This window comes from Amycolatopsis lexingtonensis (assembly GCF_014873755.1).
Taxonomy (GTDB): domain Bacteria; phylum Actinomycetota; class Actinomycetes; order Mycobacteriales; family Pseudonocardiaceae; genus Amycolatopsis; species Amycolatopsis lexingtonensis.
The window spans coordinates 6406617-6426800 of record NZ_JADBEG010000001.1; the positions used below are offsets into that span (position 1 = coordinate 6406617).

The window sequence follows — 20184 nt, forward strand, 5'->3', positions numbered from 1 at the left end:
TCACGCTGTGCACGGACGGTCACAGGAATGGCCGTGGACCAGTCGCTACCCCACGTCGTATAGTCCACGTGGAATAACCGACCTGGAGGGATCTACCCATGGCCTCGGCCAAGCTGACGCCGCTCGGCATCGCCGTGCTGGAGCTGCTGCACGAGAAGCCGATGCACCCGTACGAGATGGCTCAGCTCATGCGTGAGCGGTACGTCAACACGCGGGTCAACGTCAAAGCCGGCTCGCTCTACCACACCGTGGAACGGCTGCGGCGCGACGGATTCATCGAGGTCGTCGACACGCAGCGTGATGGCAAGCGGCCCGAACGGACCGTCTACGGCATGACGCAGACGGGCCTCGACGAGTTCAACCAGCGCGGACGCGAGCTGCTCGGCGACCTCGCCGCGGAGTTCCCCGCCTACCTGACCGGGCTCGCCGTGATCGACGAACTGGGGCGCGAAACCTCGTTGATCGAGCTCGACCACCGGGTCACGCGGCTGCGTGCCGCGGTGGCCGCCGACCAGGCCGTGCTGCAGCGGCTGGCCGACGACGCGACGCCGCCGATCTACTGGCTCGACTGGCGCTACCAGTGCGACCACCGGAAGTTCGAGCTCGAGTGGACCGAGCGGCTCCTCGACGACCTCAAGTCCGGGCGGATCCCGTTCCAGGACTGCGAACAACCCAAGCTCACGCTCATCACCAGGGAAGACGACGATGAACGCCAGACAAGCTAACCCGTGGGCCGCGCTCGGCGCGCTGTGCCTCGGCTTCTTCATGATCCTGCTCGACACGACGATCGTGTCGATCGCGATCCCGACCATGTTGCGCGAACTGAACGCCGGGCTGAACTCGATCGTCTGGGTGATCAGCGTCTACCTGCTCACCTACGCGGTGCCGATGCTGTTCACCAGCCGGCTCGGCGACCGCTTCGGCCCGAAGCGGGTGTTCCTCGCCGGGCTGGTCGTGTTCACCGGCGCGTCGCTGTGGTGCGGCCTGTCCGGCAACGCCGAGATGCTGATCGCCGCGCGGGCCGTGCAGGGGCTCGGAGCCGCGCTGATGACGCCGCAGACGCTGGCGTTCATCACGCACCTGTTCCCGCCGGCCAAGCGCGGCCCGGCGATGGGCATGTGGGGCGGCGTCGCCGGCCTGGCGACGATCGCCGGCCCGCTGCTCGGCGGCGTGCTGGTCGACCACCTCGGCTGGGAGTGGATCTTCTTCGTCAACGTGCCGATCGGCGTGATCGCCATCGTGCTCACGCTGCTGCTGGTCCCGGACTGGCAGCCGAAGCACTCGCATTCGTTCGACCTGCTGGGGATCTTCCTGTCGAGTGCGGCGCTGCTGTGCATCGTGTTCGGCGTCCAGAACGGCCAGCAGTACGACTGGGGCACGGTCTTCGGCGGCGTCACCGTCTTCGAGATCATCGGCGCCGGCGTGATGCTGCTGGCCGCGTTCCTGGTGTGGCAGCGGTACAACAAGCGCGAGCCGCTGCTGCCGCTGCAGGTGTTCTCGAACCGGAACTTCTCCGCGGGGACGCTCACCGCGACCACGGTCGGCTTCGCGATGACCGGCATGTTCCTGCCGCTGGTCATCTACATCCAGTCGGTGCTCGGGCTGACCCCGACCCTGGGCGGCCTGCTGACGGCGCCGATGTCACTGCTGTCCGGGATCGTGGCGCCGTTCGTCGGGCGCGCGTCGGACAAGGTGAACGGCAAGTACCTGGTGGTGTTCGGCCTCGCCGCGCTCGCGGCCGGGCTGGGGATCATCGCGCTGCAGGCGACGCCGACGAGCAGCGCGTGGTCGTTCATCCCGGCACTGCTGGTGTGCGGGCTCGGCATCGGCTGCATCTTCTCGCCGATGAGCAACATGACGATGGGGTCGGTCGAGCCGCGGCTGGCCGGGACGGCGTCCGGCATCTTCAACACCGCCCGCCAGGTCGGCGGCGTGCTGGGCAGCGCGGCGATCGGCGTGCTGCTGCAGGCACGGATCAGCGCGTCCATCGCGGACGAAGCGACGAAGGCGGCTTCGCAGCTGCCGGAGCAATACCGGGCGCCGTTCGCGGAGGGGATCGCGCACGCCGCGGCGAGCACGGGTGAGTTCGGCTCGGCCGGCGGCCCGTCGCCGATGCCGGGGCTGCCGGCGGAAATCGCCGCGCAGGCCGGGAAGCTGGCCACCGACGCGGTCCACAGTGGACTCACGGACGCGGCCCGCGTGACGATGCTGCTGCCGATGGGCGTGCTGCTGCTGGGGATTCTCTCGGCGGCGTTGCTGCGGAAGGTCAAGCCGCACTGGGAAACCCCGGCACCGGCGCCCGAAGCCGCCGCGGCCTGAAAACCGGTCGAGCCCCCGGTGTCGGGTGCCGGGGGCTCGACCGGACCGCGGGAGCGGTGGTCGGAGAAGTCGTCAGCGCGGAGTCAGCTTCGGCTGCGGCCGCCGCGGCGACCGCCGTTTCGCCCACCACGGCGGTCGCGCCGGTGTCGACTCCGTCACGCGCACGGTCATGGCACCTCCCGCACCGGATCCATATGTTGCGAGCCACAACAAAATAACTCTCCCCCGAAGTGGCGCCGGTCACAATTCGGTCACGACAGGCGTCCGGGTACGTTTCCGGGGTGCAGTTCGTCCTCGCCTCCCAGTCCCCCGCCCGGCTCGCCCTCCTGCGTTCCGCGGGCCTCGATCCCGCCGTGTTCGTCTCCGGCGTCGACGAGGACGCCGTCGCCGCCGCGCTGACCGATCCCTCGCCGTCCGAGCTCGTCGCCGCCCTCGCCGCGGCCAAGGCCGAAGCCGTCATCGACAAGGTCGCCGAGGTGCACCCGGACGCCGTCGTCGTCGCCTGCGACTCGATGCTCAACATCGGCGGGCAGATGGTCGGCAAACCGGGTGATCCGGACACCGCGCGGCAGCGCTGGGCCGCGATGGCCGGAACATCCGGTAAACTCCTCACCGGCCACGCGGTCGTCCGGCTCGACGGCGGGACGCGCGCGAAGGACGCCGCGGGCTGGGAGTCGACAACCGTCCGGTTCGGCACGCCGAGCGAGCACGAGATCGACGCCTACGTCGCCAGCGGCGAGCCGCTGAACGTGGCCGGCGGCTTCACGATCGACGGCCGGGGCGGCTGGTTCGTCGAAGGACTCGACGGCGGCCACACAAGCGTCATCGGGATCAGCCTGCCGCTGACGCGCCGGCTGCTGGCCGAGGTCGGGGTGGGTGTCGTGGATCTCTGGGCGCGTCCCGCATCCTGAGAAGGGCGCCACACGAACGGGTGATCCGGAAGAGTGCCCTCTTGCCTAACGTTCTCTTCACGAGGCAAGACAGGAAATTTCGAGCACCGGAGTCGCCCCGTGTCTTTCGTACGGACATACACCAAGCCGCGGGTGTTCGCGGCCGCGGTTCTCGGCTCGCTCGTCGTCGGCGCCGCGCTCGGCGTCGTCGCACGGCAGACCGAAGCCGGCTGGCTGACCGATCTCCTCGACCAGATCGGCACCATCTTCACCACGCTGCTGCAGATCGCGGTGATCCCGCTGGTCTTCACGGCCATCGTGGTCGGCATCAACAGCCTCCGCGGGCTCGGCGGCGGCCGCACTGCCGCGCGCCTCGGCGGCAAGACGGTGCTGTGGTTCGCGATCACGTCGTTCATCGCGTCCCTGATCGGCATCGCGGTCGGCCGGATCTTCGACCCCGGCGCGGGCGGGCTCGGTGGCGTCGCGGCGACGGCGAAGAACGCCGACAAGGCCGCGGCCAGCGTCGACCACTGGGGCTCGTGGGGCGCCTTCGTGAACGGCCTGGTGCCCGAGAACTTCGTGAAAGCGTTTGCCGACGGCGAGACGCTGCAGGTGCTCTTCCTCGCGCTGGTGATCGGCGCGGCCGCGTACAGCCTCGGCGACAAGGCCAAGCCGTTCGTGGACTTCACCACCAGCGTCTTCGAGATCATCCAGCGCTACCTCGGCTGGATCGTCCGGCTGGCCCCGATCGGCATCGTCGGCCTGATCGGCGCGGCCGTCTCCAACTACGGCGACGCGCTGTTCCGGCCGCTGTTCTCCACCACGCTCGCGGTGTACGTCGGCTGCCTGATCGTGCTCTTCGTCGTCTACCCGATCCTGCTGCGGTTCGTGGCGAAGGTCAGCCCGCTGAAGTTCTTCGCCAAGGCGGGCACGGCGATCCAGTTCGCGTTCGCCTCGCAGTCCTCGGCCGCGACCCTGCCGCTGACCCGCCAGTCCGCGGTCAACCTCGGCGTCCAGCCGGCGTACGCGGCCTTCGCGACCCCGCTCGGCAGCGCGACCAAGATGGACGGCTGCGCGGCGGTCTTCCCGGCGATCGCGGCGATCTTCGTCGCCAACCTGGCCGGGGTGTCGCTGAACTTCTGGCAGTACGTGGGCATCGTGGTGGTCGCCGTGGTCGGCGCGCTGGCGACGGCCGGGACCACCGGTTGGCTGACGGCGTTCACGCTGACGACGTCGTTCATCGGCCTCGACGCCAAGCAGGTGGCGATCGGCCTGGCGCTGATCTACTCGGTCAACCCGATCATGGACATGATGCGGACGGCGACGAACGTGGCCGGCCAGATCACGGTCCCGGTGATCGTGGCGCGCGGCGAAGGCCTCCTCGACGACGAGGTCCTCAACGCCCCGACCGACACCCCGCTCCACAGCGACGACGGCACCGAGGCCCGCCACACCGAGCCCGCGCCCGCCTGACCCGTCACTTTCCCCGTGAAAGTGTTGTGGAGGACCGGCCTCCGCAACACTTTCACGGGGAAAGCTGCGGGTTCGGGTCAGGAGGTGGGGCAGGTGCGGAGGTCGGCGCGGGTGAGGCGGATGTCGGGCCAGCCGCGCAGGTCCGAGGGCGCGGTGTAGCGGCGGGTGCAGCCGACCGACTTGCCCGTCAGGTCGTACACCTCGCCCAGCACCGGCGACGCTTCGCACTTCGGGGTGCCGGACGCCGCGCCCGGGCAGTCGTGGCGGACCACGATGACGTCCGCGCGGCCGTCGGCGGTGACGTCGTAGAGCGACAGCGTCCCGGCGTCCGCGTAGTACGGCTTGCCCGGGTCGCGCCACACTCCCCCGCTGCCGACCAGCAGCTCGCCGTACGCGGCCGTGCCGTCGTCGCTGTCGTCGCCGACGTCGCCGCGGACCAGGCACGCCGGGGCGGCGCCGTCGATGCAGCGCAACGAGTCCTGGTCCAGCCGGACGCCCAGCTGCGCGATCGCCAGCTCGAACACGGTGCCCGGCTCGGGCCCGACGCGCAGCCGCGCCGAGCCGCCCGACGTGTCGGTCAGCAGCACCACCGGCGTGCCCCCGACGGTGACCGCCGCGAGCTGGCGGCAGGGGCCTCCGCCGCAGGTCACCGCGGGTGCCACCGGTGCCGCCGCGGGTTCGGCCGCGCCGGCGGGCGCCTCGGGGTGCGGGCGCAGGGCGAACACGGCGCCGATCGCGGCCAGCGTCACCACCGCGGCCAGCACCGCCGTGAGCAGCGCCGACCGGGGCGTCCGCGCTGCCGTAGTCCGCATAAGACAGAGCGTAAGCCGCTTCGCGACGGTGTGTGGGCGACGCCCGGGCCGATGTGGCTGAAATCCCCCGGCGGTGCACCCGATCGGTGAGGTCGCAGCTCGCGCAGCGTGTCCGTCTATGTTGTCCCGGTGACCAACCCCAATCTTCCCCCCGCCCTTTACCTGCCCACCGGCCCGGCCAGCGCCGAGACCGAAGGCGCGTCGATCGAGCTGCGCCGGACGCCGGACGGCCGCACCGCGCTGGTCGCGTTCACCGCGCTCGACCGGCTGATCGACTGCTGCGGCGAGCACCAGCCGTGGGTGCTGGTGAACACCGAGCACCTGCCGAAGGTCCACGCGGCGAACCCGTACGACGTCATCGTGCTCGACTCGCCGCTGCCCCAGGAGCTGCGCCACCACGTCTGAGCGTGGTTCACCTCTCACTCAACTGACTCGCGACGTCATATCCGTAGACTCCCCGTTACCGCGTGGGCGGTCAGCGATGGAGCTGTCGGGACGCAGGAGGTGCGGGGTGGCCGAGCAGGTCGGCGAATCCACCGGTGGTCCGGTGACCAAGATCCTGGTCGCCAACCGGGGCGAGATCGCGGTACGCGTGATCAGAGCGGCCAAGGACGCCGGTTTGGCCAGCGTCGCGGTGTACGCCGATCCGGATCGCGACGCACCGCACGTCCGCCTCGCGGACGAAGCTTTCGCGCTCGGCGGGACCACGGCCGCCGAGAGCTACCTGAACATCGAGAAGCTCCTGGACGCCGCCAAGCGCTCCGGCGCCGACTCGGTGCACCCGGGCTACGGCTTCCTCTCCGAAAACGCGGACTTCGCCCAGGCCGTCATCGACGCCGGGCTGACCTGGATCGGGCCGGGCCCGCAGGCCATCCGCGACCTCGGCGACAAGGTCACCGCCCGCCACATCGCGATGCGCGCCGGCGCGCCGCTGGTGCCGGGCACCAAGGAGCCGGTGCAGGACGCCGCCGAGATCGTCGCGTTCGCCGACGAGCATGGCCTGCCGGTGGCCATCAAGGCCGCGTTCGGCGGCGGCGGCCGCGGCCTCAAGGTCGCGCGCACCCGCGAAGAGATCCCCGAGCTGTTCGAGTCGGCCACCCGCGAGGCGGTCGCCGCGTTCGGCCGCGGCGAGTGCTTCGTCGAGCGCTACCTGGACAAGCCGCGTCACGTCGAGGCGCAGGTGCTGGCCGACATGCACGGCAACGCGATCGTCGTCGGCACCCGCGACTGCTCGCTGCAGCGGCGGCACCAGAAGCTCGTCGAGGAGGCGCCCGCGCCGTTCCTGAGCGACGAGCAGCGGGCACGCATCCACGAATCGGCGAAGGCGATCTGCAAGGAAGCCGGGTACTACGGCGCCGGCACGGTCGAGTACCTCGTCGCCACCGACGGCACGATCTCCTTCCTGGAGGTCAACACCCGCCTGCAGGTCGAGCACCCGGTTTCGGAGGAAACCACCGGGCTCGACCTCGTCCGCGAGATGTTCCGCATCGCGCGCGGCGAGAAGCTGCGGATCACCGAAGACCCCGAGCCGCGCGGCCACTCCATCGAGTTCCGCATCAACGGCGAGGACGCCGGCCGCGGCTTCCTGCCCGCGCCGGGCACGGTGACCAAGTTCGTCGCGCCGAGCGGCCCGGGCATCCGCGTCGACTCCGGTGTCGAGTCCGGCAGCGTCATCGGCGGGCAGTTCGACTCGATGCTGGCCAAGCTGATCGTCACCGGGTCGGACCGGAACAACGCCCTCGAGCGGAGCCGCCGCGCCCTGGCCGAGATGGTCGTCGAGGGCATGGCGACGGTGCTGCCGTTCGACCGCGTGATCGTCGACGACCCCGCGTTCGTCGGCGACGAGAACGGCTTCAGCGTGCACACGCGCTGGATCGAGACGGAGTTCGACAACAAGATCGAGCCGTTCGTGGCGCCGGACGTCGAGGCCGCCGAAGAAGAGCCGCGGCAGAACGTCGTGGTCGAGGTCGGCGGGCGGCGCCTGGAAGTCTCGCTGCCGGGCGGGTTCGCGCTCGAAGGCGGCGGCGGGGGCGGCACCGCCGTCAAGGCGAAGCCGCGCAAGCGGGCCGGCGGCACCAAGGCCGCGGTCAGCGGCGACGCCGTCACCGCGCCGATGCAGGGCACCATCGTCAAGGTCGCCGTCGAAGAGGGCCAGACGGTCGAAGCCGGTGAGCTGATCGTCGTCCTCGAGGCGATGAAGATGGAGAACCCGGTCACCGCACACAAAGCGGGCACCGTGACCGGACTTTCCGTCGAGGTCGGCGCCGCCGTGACGCAGGGCACGCAGCTGCTCGAGCTCAAGTAGGACAGTTCGTTACGGATGTCGTGGTGGGCCGCCCCCGAGGCGGCCTACCATCGACTACGTGACCGAAGTCCCGTCTCCGCAGCTGCGGATCAGCGACCAGAACCGCGAGTCCGCGCTGTCCGCGCTCGGTGAGCACATGACCGCGGGGCGGCTGGACATCGACGAGTACGGCGAGCGCTCGGCCCGGATCACCGCGGCCAAGACGCGCGGCGAGCTCGGCGAGGTCTTCGCGGACCTCCCGGCCCCGCACCCCCGGTACGACGACGTCCCACAGGCCGTGGCGGCGCCCGAGCCGGCGGCCGTACCCGCGCCGCGGCCCTCGGGGACCCCCGACGGCTGGTCACCACCGCAGCGGTTCCTCGCCGCGATCTTCCCGCTGACCCTGATCGCCGCGATCGCGCTGATCGCCACCAGCACGCTCGCGTGGCCGATCATCTTCGTCCCGATCGGCGTCGGCGTCTTCGGCAAGGCGATGTGGGGCCACGGCTGGAACCACGACGAGCACCAGCGCCGCCGCCACGACCGCCACCTGCGCGACCGGGAGCGCCGCCGCGAACTGCGCGACTCCTACCGGCGCGAGCTGGGCCGCTGATCCCGCCGTGGGCGACATGCGCTTGAGCGACGCCGAACGCCAGGACGCGCTGGACGTCCTCGAAGAGCACGTCCGCAGCGGCCGCCTCGACATCGACGAGTACGGGTCCCGGACCGCGAAGGTCACCGCGGCCAAACGGGTCAGCGAACTCGTCCCGCTGTTCGACGACCTGCCGTCCCCGCGGCCGAGCGCGTTGCTGAACGGCGCTTTCGCACCGGTGACGGCACCCGCCGGGGAAACCGCGCTGTCGCAGTTCCTGACGCGCAGCGCGGTGCCGATCGCGATCGTGCTGGCGATCGCGGTGCTCATCCTTTCGCGCGGCAGGCTGCTGATCATCTCGGTCGCGCTGCCGCTCGTGGTCGCGGCGCTCGCGCGGGTCCGCCGCCCGCGCTGACCCTTCCTTTCCCAGGGCAACCGAACCCCCGCACCGGACGTGGTGGGGGTGCAGGTCGGGGACAAGGGAGAGAAATGAAGACCAAGTTCTGGGGGCGGGTCGTGGCGCCCGTCGTCGCCGCGCTTTCCGTGGCGGTACTGGCGCAGCCCGCCGACGCCGCGATCCGCATCGCGTGGAAGCCGACGGTCCTGCCGCTGCCGTCCGGCGGGGGCACCGGCAGGCTGACCGGATCGGACGGCAAGGGCGAATACACCGGCACGTTCGACGTGAACGGCGTGCAGACGGTCGTCAGCTGGCGGAACGGGCAGCCGGTGGTGCGGGGCGTGCCGAGCGGGTACGAAGCCGCGCTCGCCGAGGACGAGAACGCGGCCGGCGTGGTGGCCGGCACGGTGCACGACTATGACACCTTCATCAGCCGGGCGTACACGCTGGACGCGACCGGGTTCCACATCCGGGACGTCCCGGCGGGCTACGACTACGTCTACGGCGTCGCGATCAACGCCCGCGGCGACCTGCTCGGCCGGGCCACGAAGTTCGGCAGCGGCGGCGCCGAGGCCGCGGTCCTGTGGCGCGCCGACGGCAGCGCGCCGGTGCTCATCCCGAGCACGCCGGACACGTACTACGCGCGCGACCTCGACGAGGACGGCACGATCCTGTTCGACTCGGGCAACAGCTCGGCGCTGTGGAAGGACGGCGTTCTCCGGCACCTCTCGCCGGAGCCGTCCCTCCAGGCCTGGGGCTACGCGATCCGCAACGGCGTCGTGGTCGGGACGGCGATCCGGGGCGGCGTCGAGCAGGCCGTGCGCTGGTCCTCCGCGACGAGCCCGTGGGCCGAGCTGCCGGGCGGCGGGCGCGCGCTGAGCGTCAACAAGGCGGGCCTGACGGCCGGGCTGGTGCCGAACCCGTCGGGGCCGGTCATCGTCGGCAACGCGATCGTGTGGCGCACCACGACCCCGGGCGAGGTCCGCGCGCCGAGCGGCTACTCGACGTTCGAGGCCCGGGTGGCGGCGGACGACGGCTCACTGGCGGGCTTCGCGGCGAACAGCCCGGGGGACTCGTACGGCGTGCCGGTGGTCTGGCGCCTGGCTCCTTGATCACCAGGCCGGGAGCGGCGTGCTCCCGGCCTGGCTAGGCTGGGCGGAGTGGAACCGGTGGAGATCAACGCGGGCACCTACTACCTGCGCCAGCTGCGCGCCGACCGGCACCTGGACGACCGCCCGCTGCTGATGGAGGCGTTCGCCGACCCGACGCACCGCAAGTACGTGCTGAACTACCGCCTGCGGACCCTGGCCGAGGCCACGGAGTACGTGGCGCTGCGCGCGGCCCAGTGGGCGGGCGACGAGCGCTGTTCGTGGGCGATCGCCGAGCCGACGTCCGGGCGCCTGCTCGGCGAGGTCGGCCTGCGCGAGCTCGACCTGGACGCGGCGTACGCGGAAGCGACGGTCTGGGTCCACCCGGCGGAGCGGGGCAAGGGGATCGCCACGACGGCGTTGAGCGCGGCCCTGCGGTTCGGTTTCGGCGGGCTGGGGCTGGCCGAGGTGAGCTACCGGTACGAGGAGAGCAACGCGGCTTCGGCGATCGTCGCCGAGCGGTGCGGGTTCACGCCGCTGGGCCCGGAGGACGAGCTCGCCCCGACGGGTGAACGCCTGATCCGCTGGCACCGGACGGCGTGATCACCCGCCCGGGTTGAACACCGGTCAAGGGCGTGGGACCCTCGGAGGGTCTCCACAACTCCACACCGCGCATCGCCGCTCACGGATTTCTCTGCGGGGAAGCCCGGCTCGTCCCGAGCCAGGACCAGGAAATCCCGGGCGGCGCGTTCGCGCGGGCGAGTGGAACTGTCGGAGACGGCCGTCCGGCGGGTGCCGCCGGACCGGTCGCCGTGCGGCTCGTGCGGGCAGCGGACGCAAGCTGCTCACACGGGCCTCACGGGGTTCAGCTCACCGGTTCCACGATGCCGGCCCGCGCCTCCGGGGCCGCCGACCTCAGCGCGTCCGCGGCTTCGTCGCTCGGCTGGGACTGGGACTCCCGCTCCGCCTCGACCCGCGCGTTGTAGACCTCGATCTCGCGCTTGACCGTTTCGGGCGACCAGCCGAGGACCTCGCCGACCAGCGCCGCCACCTGCTCCGCGCAGTCCACCCCGCGGTGGGCGTACTCGATCGAAATGCGCGTCCGGCGGGCCAGGACGTCCTCCAGGTGCAGCGCCCCCTCGTGCGAAGCCGCGTACACTACCTCGACGCCCAGGTAGTCCGGTGCGTGCTCGATCGGCTTCAGCAGCTCCGGGCGGCCGTTCGCCGCCGCCAGGACCTCGTTGACCAGCGAGCCGTAGCGGTCCAGCAGGTGCCGCACGCGGTACGGGTGCAGGCCGTGCTCGGCGGCCACGTGATCGGCCTGGTTGACCAGCGCGTGGTAGCCGTCCGCGCCGAGGAGCGGGACCTTGTCCGTGATCGACGGCTGCGAGCGGCCCGGCAGGTCCACCGCCGCCGCGTCGACGGCGTCGGCCGCCATCACCCGGTACGTCGTGTACTTGCCGCCCGCGATCGCCACCAGGCCGGGCGCCACCCGCGCCACCGCGTGCTCGCGCGAAAGCTTCGACGTCTCTTCGCTCTCCCCCGCCAGCAACGGACGCAGGCCCGCGTACACGCCCTCGATGTCGTCGTGCGTCAACGGGGTCGCCAGCACGCTGTTGACGTGCTCGAGGAGGTAGTCGATGTCGTGCTTCGTCGCCGCCGGGTGGGCGAGGTCGAGGTTCCAGTCCGTGTCCGTCGTGCCGACGATCCAGTGATTGCGCCACGGGATCACGAACAGCACCGACTTCTCGGTGCGCAGGATCATCCCCGACTCCGAGACGATCCGGTCGCGCGGCACGACGATGTGCACGCCCTTGCTGGCGCGCACGCGGAACCGCCCGCGGCCACCGGAGAGCCGTTGCAGCTCGTCGGTCCAGACGCCGGTGCAGTTGATCACCGCGGCCGCCGAAATCTCCGTCTCGCGGCCGTCTTCGACGTCCCGCACGCGCACGCCGGACACCCGGTCCGCCTCGCGCAGGAACCCGACGACCTGCGTCGACGTCCGCACGACCGCGCCGTAGTGCGCCGCCGTCCTGGCCACCGTCATGGTGTGGCGGGCGTCGTCGGACTGGGCGTCGTAGTAGCGGATCCCGCCGATCAGCGCGGACCGCTTGAGCGCCGGCACCATCCGCAGCGCGCCCGCGCGGGTCAGGTGCTTCTGGCCGGGCACGCTGCGGGCGCCGCCCATCGTGTCGTACATCAGCAGGCCGGCCGCGGTGTACGGGCGTTCCCACACGCGGTGCGTCAGCGGGTAGAGGAAGCTCACCGGCTTCACCAGGTGGGGCGCGATCGTCGTCAGCATCAGCTCGCGTTCGCGAAGCGCTTCCCGGACCAGGCCGAACTCGAGCTGTTCGAGGTACCGCAGGCCGCCGTGGAACAGCTTGCTCGACCGGCTCGACGTCCCCGAAGCGAGATCGCGGGCTTCGACCAGCGCGACCCGGAGCCCGCGCGTCGCGGCGTCCAGCGCCGTGCCGGCGCCGACCACGCCGCCGCCGATGACGACCAGGTCGAAGGTCTCCTTGCCGAGGCGCTGCCACGTCTCTTCCCGCTTGACCGGACCCAGTCGAGCCGGGTTCGTCTCCGCTGCGTACTGCGCCACGTGACATTCCTCCTCGTGCCGGCGAGGCTTCCAGCATCGCACGACCCGGTGATCATCCGCCCGTCCACGGATGACACTTGTGGCGTAACCCTCCGCGATCTTGGAGAGATTCGACTACCCGGCGCCTGGAATGATCTTCGACACACCGGTAACGTCGCCCGGACGTGGGTCGGCAACGGTGCCGTGGCACGCCGTGATCGACCCTGCGCAGAGTGTCCAGTGTGGAGGTGCAGCGGTGAGTGCTGGGGCAATAATCGTCTGGGAAATACTGGGAACGGCCGCGCTGATCCTGCTCGGCAACGGTGTGGTCGCGAACCACGTGCTCCGCAAGAACAACGGACACGGCGCGGGCTTCCTGTTCATCAACTTCGGCTGGGCGTTCGCCGTCTTCACCGGCGCCAGCATCGCCGCCCCCAGCGGGGCGCACCTCAACCCGGCGGTGACGCTGGGCCTGGCCATCTCGGGCAAGACCGAGTGGGCCGACGTCCCGTTCTACTTCCTCGGCCAGATGGTCGGCGCCATCCTCGGCGCCGTGCTCTGCTGGGCCGCCTACAAGCTGCAGTTCGACGACCACCCCGAGCCGGAGAACACGCTCGGCATCTTCTCCACCGCACCGCAGATCGCGAACACCGCGTGGAACCTCGTCACCGAGATCATCGGCACCTTCGTGCTCGTCGCGTGGATCCTGCTCAGCCCGGTCTTCGCCGCCGGCGACGGCGGCACGCCGAACTTCGGCAACTCGGCGCTCGGCTACGCGGGCGTCTCGTTCGTCGTCCTCGTGATCGGCACGTCGCTCGGCGGGCCGACGGGCTACGCCATCAACCCGGCCCGCGACCTCGGCCCGCGCATCGCGTACGCCTTCCTGCTGCCGATCAAGAACAAGGCCAACGCCAACTGGGGCTACTCGTGGATCCCGGTCGTCGGCCCGCTCGCCGGCGGCGCGCTGGCCGCGCTGCTCTACCTCCTCGTCCACAACCTGAAGTGATCGCCAGACCTACCGAATTCCTGGAGCGCACATGACTTCGTACGTAGCCGCGATCGACCAGGGCACCACGTCGACCCGCTGCATGATCTTCAACCACGAAGGCCGCGTGGTCTCGGTCGACCAGCGCGAGCACGAGCAGATCTTCCCGAAGGCCGGGTGGGTCGAGCACAACGCCGAGGAGATCTGGGAGAACACCCGCCGGGTCGCCGCGGGCGCGCTGGCCAAGGCCGACCTGACCGCGAAGGACATCGCCGCCGTCGGCATCACCAACCAGCGCGAGACCGCGCTCGTCTGGGACAAGAAGACCGGCAAGCCGGTCTACAACGCGATCGTCTGGCAGGACACCCGCACCGACCGGATCGTCACCGAGCTCGGCAACCTCGGCGGCGGCCAGGAGCGCTACCGCGCCAAGGTCGGCCTCCCGCTCGCGACGTACTTCTCCGGGCCGAAGATCAAGTGGATCCTCGACAACGTCGAAGGCGCGCGCGAGAAAGCCGAAGCCGGCGACCTGATCTTCGGCAACATGGACACCTGGGTGCTGTGGAACATGACCGGCGGCGCCGACGGCGGGGTGCACGTCACCGACCCCACGAACGCGTCACGCACCATGCTGATGGACCTCGACACCCTGCAGTGGGACGCCGAGATCGCCGGCGAGATGGGCATCCCCCTTTCGATGCTGCCGGAGATCCGTTCCTCCTCGGAGGAGTACGGCAAGGTCCGCGAGAAGGGCGCGCTCGCGGGCGTCCCGATCTCGGGCATCCTGGGCGACCAGCAGGCCGCGACGTTCGGCCAGGCCTGCCTTTCGCCCGGCGAGGCCAAGAACACCTACGGCACCGGCAACTTCATGCTGCTCAACACCGGCACCGAGAAGGTGATGTCGCAGAACGGGCTGCTCACCACGGTCTGCTACAAGATCGGCTCGAACGACACGGTGTACGCGCTGGAAGGCTCCATCGCCGTCACCGGTTCGCTGGTGCAGTGGCTGCGCGACAACCTCGGCATGATCGCCACGGCGGCCGAGATCGAGGAGCACGCCCGCAGCGTCGAGGACAACGGCGGCGCGTACTTCGTCCCGGCGTTCTCCGGCTTGTTCGCTCCTTACTGGCGTTCCGACGCCCGCGGCGCGATCGTCGGCCTCACCCGGTTCGTCAACAAGGGCCACCTCGCCCGCGCGGTGCTGGAGGCGACGGCGTTCCAGTCGCGCGAGGTCATCGACGCGATGAACGCCGACTCCGGGGTCGCGCTCACCTCCCTCAAGGTCGACGGCGGCATGGTGGTCAACGAGCTGCTCATGCAGTTCCAGGCCGACATCCTCGGCGTGCCGGTGATCCGCCCGGTGGTCAACGAGACGACCGCGCTGGGCGCCGCGTACGCCGCCGGGCTGGCGGTCGGGTTCTGGAAGTCCGAAGACGACATCCGGACCAACTGGGCGCAGGACAAGCAGTGGGACCCGTCGATGGACGACTCCCGCCGCGAGCGCGAGTACCGGAACTGGAAGAAGGCCGTGACGAAGACCTTCGACTGGGTCTCCGACGACGACTGACCGATCCGGGCCGGGGGCGCGGTGACGCGCCTCCGGCCTGCTCGCTCACTCCTCCCAGCCCTCCGGCTTGCCCGACTGCTCGTTCGGCGCGATCACCAGGAACGGCACGCCCTGGTCGTCCAGCACCCGCACCTGCCGGCCGTACGGTGAGTCGAACGGCTGGTCCAGCACCTGCCCGCCGAGCTCCACGACCTTCGCCGCGCTCGCGTCGGCGTCCGCCACCGAGAAGTACGCCGACCAGTTCGACGGGACCTCCGCCGGGACCGACGCCGGCAGCGCGCCCAGGCCGCCGACCGGGCGGCCGTCGAGCAGCAGGACCGCGTACGTGAAGTCGTCGTTCGACAGGTCCTGGAAGCCGTAGCCGAAGACCTTTTCGTAGAACGCCTTCGCCGCCGGGAAGTCGCGGCTCATGCACTCGTTCCAGGCCAGCGTGCCCGGGGCCGCCGTGACCTGGGTGCCGATGTGGTTCCCCGCCTCCCACAGGCCGAAGACCGCGCCCGCCGGGTCGGCCGCCACGGCCATCCGGCCTTCCTTCATGACCTCCATGACCGGCATCACGACCTGGCCGCCGGCCTCGGTGATCGCCGCGACCGTCTTGTCCACATCGGACACCGCGAGGTACGTCGTCCACACCGCGGGCATTTCCTGACCCGGTGGCGTCTGCCCGATGCCGGCGACGGGACGGCCGCGCAGCTCCGCCATGCCGTAGAAGCCGGTCTCCTCACCGCCCGTCCGCACGTCCCAGCCGAACAGGCCGCTGTAGAAGGCCACCGCTTTCGCCTGGTCCGGCACCATCAGGTCCACCCAACTGGGCGTGCCGTCCGGCCACCGCTCGTCCCGGAACACCATGTCGACTCCCAACCCTCGTGAACGCCGCCGGGGTGACGGCCGACACAGTCTGGCACCCACCACCGACAAAACCAGGGCCGAAGGACTCAGTGCCCGACGAGCTTCGCGTAGACGACGATGTTGTCGACGTAGTTGCGCGCGGTCCGGTCGAAGACGCCGCCGCAGGTGATGAGGCGCAGTTCGGGACCGGGGGTGTCGTCGTAGACGCCTTCGGCCTCGAAGTCCTTCTTCGGCACCTGGTGCACCTTCGTCACCTCGAAGACCGCCGTCGTGCCGTCCTCGCGGGCGATCGACACGCGGTCGCCGGCGGCGAGCTCCTTGAGCCGGAAGAAGATCCCCTTCTGGTGGTTCCCGTCGACGTGCCCGAGCACGACGGCCGGGCCGGTCTCGCCCGGCGTCGGCGCGTAGGTGTACCAGCCGGCCTGCAGCGGGGTGGTCACCGGCGGCACCTCGACGGTGTTGTCGGCGTTGAGCCCGAGCGGGACCAGCGACGAGTGCGCGGCGATCTTCGGGATGTCGATCGAGACGGGGGCGGACTTGGGCAGCGCCGCGACGGCGTTCTGCCCGGCGACGGCGGGTTCGGGGTCGGGTTCGGGCTGCACGGCGACCGGGCGCGCGGGCGGCGGCTGGGCGGTCGGCGGCTCGGACCCGCCGCTGAACACCAGCGCCACGACGACCAGCGCGGCCAGCAACGCGAGGACGAGGGCGATCAGGTAGCCCCGTCTGCTCGTGATCCTCGTCGGCATGTTCTCCCCCGTCGTTCCTCGCCCGCCGTTCACACGTCCGGGTGGTCTCTTCGGTTGAGTCCCGACGGTACCCGGCCGCCCCGCCGACGTCTTGAATGACTCATTCAGGACCTCCGGGAACCTGAATGAGTCATTCAAGACAACCGCGAGCGCCGCCCGGCGCCACTTTGCCGAGGTGCGCGGGCCACGCCGTCAGCGTTGGCGAGACCGGCGGGCGAGCACGAGACCGGTGCCGCCGAGGGCGAGCGCGCCCATGGCGGCCGCCGCCGCGAGCGGGGAGCCCTCGGCCGGGGCGTCAGTGCCGCCCGTCTGCGGTGCGCCCGCGGGCACCTTGACGACCTGCTTCCGCACCGGCAGGACTTCCAGGGTCGCGGTCGAGGTCTCCGGGCCGCAGTGCAGCGTGACGGCGTACTTGCCGGGCTTCACGTCCTTCACGGTGCCGGTGGCCCACATCCCCTTGCCGAACACGAGCGCGGCCGACCGCACGGCGACCTTTTCGGCGGGCTCACGGGTCTGGCAGGCGAAGTCCAGCTTCACGCGCGCGCCCGGCTGCGCCTGGGCGGGGGACACAGTCAGCAGCCGGGTGATCCGCGAGAACGGGCCGTCCGGCGCCGGGCCGGTGGCCGGCGTCGCCGCCAGCGCCGCGCCTGGTGCGAGAACCAGGAAAACGGCGGCGAAACCCGTGGCGACGGCAGTCTTCTTCATTCTTTCTCCCCTGTCGAATGAACGCGCTCGTTACCTCCAAAGACGTCCCCACCTGCGATCGGTTGCACCGGAAGGTCACGAACGCGTCATGAAAAAACCGCCCCGGAGCGCACTCCGGGGCGGTTTCGGAAAAAAGAAAGAATCAGCCTGCCATGCTGCCGTCGCCAGCTTTCGCGGCACCGGCCGGCACCTTCGCCACCTGAGCGGCCGGCACCGTGAACTTCGTGGTGTACGTCTGGCCGCCGCAGGTGACGGTCAGCGGGTACTCCCCCGCGGCCGTGCCCGGCTTGAGGGTGGCGTCCGCGCTGATGTTCGCGTCCGCGCCCATGAACGGGCCCGGGGTGTAGTTGGCGAAGTCCAGCACCGGCGAGGCGAACTTCGGCGAAGCGCCTTCGCACTTGGCCAGCGCGACGTTCGGCGCGTCGCGCACGTACTTGTCCACGAGCGATTGGTTGATCGCGGTGTTCACGTTGAGCTGGACGCTGCCGGCCGGCGCGGGCGCCGTGGGACTGCCGCTCTGCGCCGTCGCGGGCGCCGCCAGCGCCGCCAGCGCCGTCGCCCCGAACACCGCTGCCGCAACGAAAACCACCGTCTTGCGCACCATCGCACCCTTCGCGTCCTTCAGCCTTACCACCGACAAGACGCGACAGGGCGCGACGGGTTGCCTACCGGACCGGCCGTATTCAGTCGAGATCGTCGTGGCGCATGAGCTGGCGCCCGGCCTCGGTGATCGACCCCGACAGCGACGGGTAGACCGAAAATGTCAGTGCCAGGTGGTCCACTGTCAGCTGGTTCTGGACGGCGAGCGCGATGGGGAGGATGAGCTCGCTCGCCTGCGGCGCCACGACGACTCCACCGACGACCACGCCGGTGGCGGGGCGGCAGAACAGCTTCACGAAGCCTCGGCGGAGGCCCTCCATCTTCGCGCGCGCGTTGGTGGCCAGGGGCAGCATGATGGTGCGCGCGGGCACCTCGCCGGAGTCGATCGCCTGCTGGCTGATGCCGACGGTGGCGATCTCCGGGTGGGTGAACACGTTGGCGGCGACGGTCTTGAGCTTGATCGGCGCGACGCCCTCGCCCAGCGCGTGCCACATCGCGATGCGGCCCTGCATGCTCGCCACCGAGGCCAGCATGAGCACGCCGGTGCAGTCGCCGGCGGCGTAGATCCCGGGAACGGAGGTGCGCGAAACGCGGTCGACGGTGATGAACCCGCCGGGGCCGGGCGCGATGCCGACCTTGTCGAGGCCGATGTCCTGGGTGTTCGGGATCGACCCGACGGTCATCAGCGCGTGGCTGGCTTCGATCACGCGGCCGTCGGCGAGGTGGATCTCGACGCCCTTGTCGGTGCGCTCGACGCGGTCGGCGCGCGCCTGCTTCGCCACGGTCGTGCCGCGCTGCGAGAAGACCTCTTCGAGCACCGCGGCGGCGTCGGCGTCCTCGTGCGGGAGGACGCGGTCGCGGCTGGAGACGACGGTGACCTTGACGCCCATCTCGGTGTAGGCGGACGCGAATTCGGCGCCGGTGACGCCCGAGCCGATCACGGCGAGGTGCTCCGGCAGTTCCTGGAGCTCGTAGAGCTGGCGCCAGTCGAGGATGCGCTCGCCGTCCGGCACCGCGCCCGGGAGGACGCGCGGGGTGGCGCCGGTCGCGATCAGGACGACGTCGGCGGGCAGGGCCTCGGTGCCGTCCTTCGTCGTCACGGCGACCTTGTGGGTGGCGAGGCCGGTTTCCTCGTCGCAGAAGCGGGCTTCGCCGATGACGACGCGGACGCCTTCGCGCTGGACGCGGGCGCGGATGTCGGCGGACTGCGCGAGCGCGAGGCCCTTCACGCGGCCGTGCACGGTCGGGAGGTCGACGCTGGTGTCGGCCAGGTCGGTGTTGATGCCCAGCTCGCCGAGGTCGTGCATCTTCGCCAGCGCGCCGGAGCTCGCGATGAACGTCTTCGACGGGACGCAGTCGTAGAGCACGCAGGCGCCGCCCAGGCCGTCCCGTTCGACGATCGTGACGTCGGCGCCGTGCTGGGCCGCGACGAGCGCGGCTTCGTAGCCGGCCGGGCCCCCGCCCATGATCACGATCCTGGTCACCTGAGTCCTCCTCGATGTGCTCGTGTGCGGTGCTCTCACCGTACGCGGCGCAGGTGTCCGGACACTGAAGTGGGCGAACACGGCGAGTGCGTCCACTCGGGAGAGGGAGAGGTCGCTAGGCTGTCGTCGTGCCGTTGTATGCCGCGTACGGATCGAACATGGAGCCCGCCCAGATGCTGGAGCGCGCGCCGCACTCTCCGATGGCCGGCACCGGCTGGCTGGAGGGGTGGCGCCTGACCTTCGGCGGCGAGGACCTCGGCTGGGAAGGTGCCCTGGCCACGATCGTCGAAGACCCGGGATCCCGGGTCTTCGTCGTTCTCTACGACGTGACCCCGCTGGACGAGGACGGGCTGGACCGCTGGGAAGGCGGCGAGCTCGGGATGCACACCAAGATCCGGCTCCGGGTCCAGACCATGGACGGCTCGGCGCTGGCCTGGCTGTACGTCCTGGACGCCTACGAGGGCGGCCTGCCCTCGGCGCGGTACCTGGGCGTGCTGGCCGATGCCGCGGAGGCGGCCGGGGCGCCGGCGGACTACGTCGACGACCTGCGGACCCGGCCCTGTTCGGGCATCAGCGGCTGACTCCACACCCTGTGGACAACTCGGTGGCCTGAGCGCTACCACGAGCCCGCGTGAGATCTCGCGGGCACCCCGTCGAGCGCGCCGGAGGGCGTGTGCGTGTCGCCTCCGGCCCCGGTCCGGGCGAACGCGAATTTCCTTGCGGTACAACGAAAACACCAGGTCGGCGAGCCGGGCACCACGGGCCGTCGACCAGTCTGCCCGCCGGTGCGCGGGCGCGCAAAACGGCCCTTCCCC

General features: G+C 70.8%; 20 protein-coding genes. 13 read left to right on the forward strand and 7 right to left on the reverse strand.

Going from position 1 to position 20184, the window contains the following annotated elements; genetic code table 11:
- Positions 1 to 98 precede the first annotated feature (98 nt).
- From H4696_RS28980 to H4696_RS28995, 4 genes are all read left to right on the forward strand, one after another.
- Complete coding sequence (locus H4696_RS28980; RefSeq protein WP_086861006.1) at positions 99 to 725, forward strand: PadR family transcriptional regulator; 627 nt, start codon at positions 99 to 101, stop codon at positions 723 to 725.
- On the forward strand, positions 706 to 2319 hold the full coding sequence (locus tag H4696_RS28985; protein ID WP_086861008.1) for a DHA2 family efflux MFS transporter permease subunit: 1614 nt from the start codon (positions 706 to 708) through the stop codon (positions 2317 to 2319). Before H4696_RS28980 ends, H4696_RS28985 begins: the two co-directional genes overlap by 20 nt.
- A 281-nt stretch (positions 2320 to 2600) precedes the next feature.
- Positions 2601 to 3230 carry a Maf family protein gene (locus tag H4696_RS28990; RefSeq protein WP_086861010.1) on the forward strand — a complete coding sequence of 210 codons (630 nt, stop codon included), beginning with the start codon at positions 2601 to 2603 and terminating at the stop codon, positions 3228 to 3230.
- A gap of 99 nt (positions 3231 to 3329) precedes the next feature.
- Positions 3330 to 4682, forward strand: a complete 1353-nt coding sequence (locus H4696_RS28995; RefSeq protein WP_169735004.1) for a dicarboxylate/amino acid:cation symporter — start codon at positions 3330 to 3332, stop codon at positions 4680 to 4682.
- A gap of 77 nt (positions 4683 to 4759) precedes the next feature.
- Here the strand turns inward: H4696_RS28995 and H4696_RS29000 are convergent, their stop codons facing one another.
- Positions 4760 to 5494 (reverse strand): hypothetical protein, encoded by a 735-nt coding sequence (locus tag H4696_RS29000; RefSeq protein WP_086861014.1) that lies wholly within the window; start codon positions 5492 to 5494, stop codon positions 4760 to 4762.
- 129 nt (positions 5495 to 5623) lie between these two features.
- On the opposite strand from H4696_RS29000, the gene H4696_RS29005 reads away from it, so the two are divergent.
- The 6 genes from H4696_RS29005 (at position 5624) to H4696_RS29030 (ending at position 10458) form a co-directional block, all read left to right on the forward strand.
- Positions 5624 to 5899, forward strand: a complete 276-nt coding sequence (locus tag H4696_RS29005; protein WP_086673790.1) for an SAV_915 family protein — start codon at positions 5624 to 5626, stop codon at positions 5897 to 5899.
- Between the two features lie 106 nt (positions 5900 to 6005).
- Positions 6006 to 7799 carry an acetyl/propionyl/methylcrotonyl-CoA carboxylase subunit alpha gene (locus H4696_RS29010; protein WP_086861017.1) on the forward strand — a complete coding sequence of 598 codons (1794 nt, stop codon included), beginning with the start codon at positions 6006 to 6008 and terminating at the stop codon, positions 7797 to 7799.
- 58 nt (positions 7800 to 7857) lie between these two features.
- Positions 7858 to 8391, forward strand: coding sequence for a DUF1707 SHOCT-like domain-containing protein (locus H4696_RS29015; protein WP_086861019.1), 534 nt, complete (start codon positions 7858 to 7860; stop codon positions 8389 to 8391).
- Positions 8392 to 8398: 7 nt separating this feature from the next.
- The gene (locus H4696_RS29020; RefSeq protein ID WP_086861021.1) at positions 8399 to 8785 is read left to right on the forward strand and encodes a DUF1707 SHOCT-like domain-containing protein; all 387 of its coding nucleotides are present in this window, start codon (positions 8399 to 8401) and stop codon (positions 8783 to 8785) included.
- A gap of 74 nt (positions 8786 to 8859) precedes the next feature.
- Positions 8860 to 9879 (forward strand): hypothetical protein, encoded by a 1020-nt coding sequence (locus H4696_RS29025; protein ID WP_086861023.1) that lies wholly within the window; start codon positions 8860 to 8862, stop codon positions 9877 to 9879.
- Positions 9880 to 9927: 48 nt separating this feature from the next.
- Positions 9928 to 10458, forward strand: coding sequence for a GNAT family N-acetyltransferase (locus H4696_RS29030; RefSeq protein WP_086861025.1), 531 nt, complete (start codon positions 9928 to 9930; stop codon positions 10456 to 10458).
- Positions 10459 to 10720: 262 nt separating this feature from the next.
- Here H4696_RS29030 and H4696_RS29035 read toward each other — a convergent pair whose 3' ends face one another.
- The gene (locus H4696_RS29035; RefSeq protein WP_086861027.1) at positions 10721 to 12454 is read right to left on the reverse strand and encodes a glycerol-3-phosphate dehydrogenase/oxidase; all 1734 of its coding nucleotides are present in this window, start codon (positions 12452 to 12454) and stop codon (positions 10721 to 10723) included.
- A gap of 235 nt (positions 12455 to 12689) precedes the next feature.
- Here H4696_RS29035 and H4696_RS29040 point away from each other — a divergent pair, with 235 nt between their 5' ends.
- Together H4696_RS29040 and glpK are read left to right on the forward strand one after the other, a co-directional pair.
- Complete coding sequence (locus H4696_RS29040) at positions 12690 to 13439, forward strand: MIP/aquaporin family protein (RefSeq protein WP_192782598.1); 750 nt, start codon at positions 12690 to 12692, stop codon at positions 13437 to 13439.
- Between the two features lie 31 nt (positions 13440 to 13470).
- The gene (gene glpK / locus H4696_RS29045) at positions 13471 to 14985 is read left to right on the forward strand and encodes a glycerol kinase GlpK (RefSeq protein WP_086861029.1); all 1515 of its coding nucleotides are present in this window, start codon (positions 13471 to 13473) and stop codon (positions 14983 to 14985) included.
- 45 nt (positions 14986 to 15030) lie between these two features.
- Here the strand turns inward: glpK and H4696_RS29050 are convergent, their stop codons facing one another.
- The 5 genes from H4696_RS29050 to H4696_RS29070 all read right to left on the reverse strand — a co-directional run bounded on the left by H4696_RS29050 (position 15031) and on the right by H4696_RS29070 (position 19369).
- On the reverse strand, positions 15031 to 15834 hold the full coding sequence (locus tag H4696_RS29050; protein WP_086861031.1) for a VOC family protein: 804 nt from the start codon (positions 15832 to 15834) through the stop codon (positions 15031 to 15033).
- An 86-nt stretch (positions 15835 to 15920) separates the two neighbouring features.
- Positions 15921 to 16580, reverse strand: coding sequence for a class F sortase (locus H4696_RS29055; protein WP_086861033.1), 660 nt, complete (start codon positions 16578 to 16580; stop codon positions 15921 to 15923).
- A 192-nt stretch (positions 16581 to 16772) separates the two neighbouring features.
- Positions 16773 to 17285 (reverse strand): hypothetical protein, encoded by a 513-nt coding sequence (locus H4696_RS29060; RefSeq protein ID WP_086861035.1) that lies wholly within the window; start codon positions 17283 to 17285, stop codon positions 16773 to 16775.
- A gap of 142 nt (positions 17286 to 17427) precedes the next feature.
- Complete coding sequence (locus tag H4696_RS29065; protein ID WP_249027021.1) at positions 17428 to 17919, reverse strand: hypothetical protein; 492 nt, start codon at positions 17917 to 17919, stop codon at positions 17428 to 17430.
- A 49-nt stretch (positions 17920 to 17968) separates the two neighbouring features.
- Positions 17969 to 19369, reverse strand: coding sequence for an NAD(P)H-quinone dehydrogenase (locus tag H4696_RS29070; protein WP_086861037.1), 1401 nt, complete (start codon positions 19367 to 19369; stop codon positions 17969 to 17971).
- Between the two features lie 128 nt (positions 19370 to 19497).
- On the opposite strand from H4696_RS29070, the gene H4696_RS29075 reads away from it, so the two are divergent.
- On the forward strand, positions 19498 to 19950 hold the full coding sequence (locus H4696_RS29075; RefSeq protein ID WP_191984024.1) for a gamma-glutamylcyclotransferase family protein: 453 nt from the start codon (positions 19498 to 19500) through the stop codon (positions 19948 to 19950).
- Positions 19951 to 20184: the final 234 nt, after the last annotated feature.

Bases quoted from the DNA above. Each gene is read 5' to 3' on its own strand.
- H4696_RS28985 (WP_086861008.1), top strand. From the start codon at position 706: ATGAACGCCAGACAAGCTAACCCGTGGGCCGCGCTCGGCGCGCTGTGC.
- H4696_RS29000 (WP_086861014.1), bottom strand. From the start codon at position 5,494: ATGCGGACTACGGCAGCGCGGACGCCCCGGTCGGCGCTGCTCACGGCG.
- glpK (WP_086861029.1), top strand. From the start codon at position 13,471: ATGACTTCGTACGTAGCCGCGATCGACCAGGGCACCACGTCGACCCGC.
- H4696_RS28980 (WP_086861006.1), top strand. From the start codon at position 99: ATGGCCTCGGCCAAGCTGACGCCGCTCGGCATCGCCGTGCTGGAGCTG.
- H4696_RS29025 (WP_086861023.1), top strand. From the start codon at position 8,860: ATGAAGACCAAGTTCTGGGGGCGGGTCGTGGCGCCCGTCGTCGCCGCG.
- H4696_RS29060 (WP_086861035.1), bottom strand. From the start codon at position 17,285: ATGAAGAAGACTGCCGTCGCCACGGGTTTCGCCGCCGTTTTCCTGGTT.
- H4696_RS29055 (WP_086861033.1), bottom strand. From the start codon at position 16,580: ATGCCGACGAGGATCACGAGCAGACGGGGCTACCTGATCGCCCTCGTC.
- H4696_RS29050 (WP_086861031.1), bottom strand. From the start codon at position 15,834: ATGGTGTTCCGGGACGAGCGGTGGCCGGACGGCACGCCCAGTTGGGTG.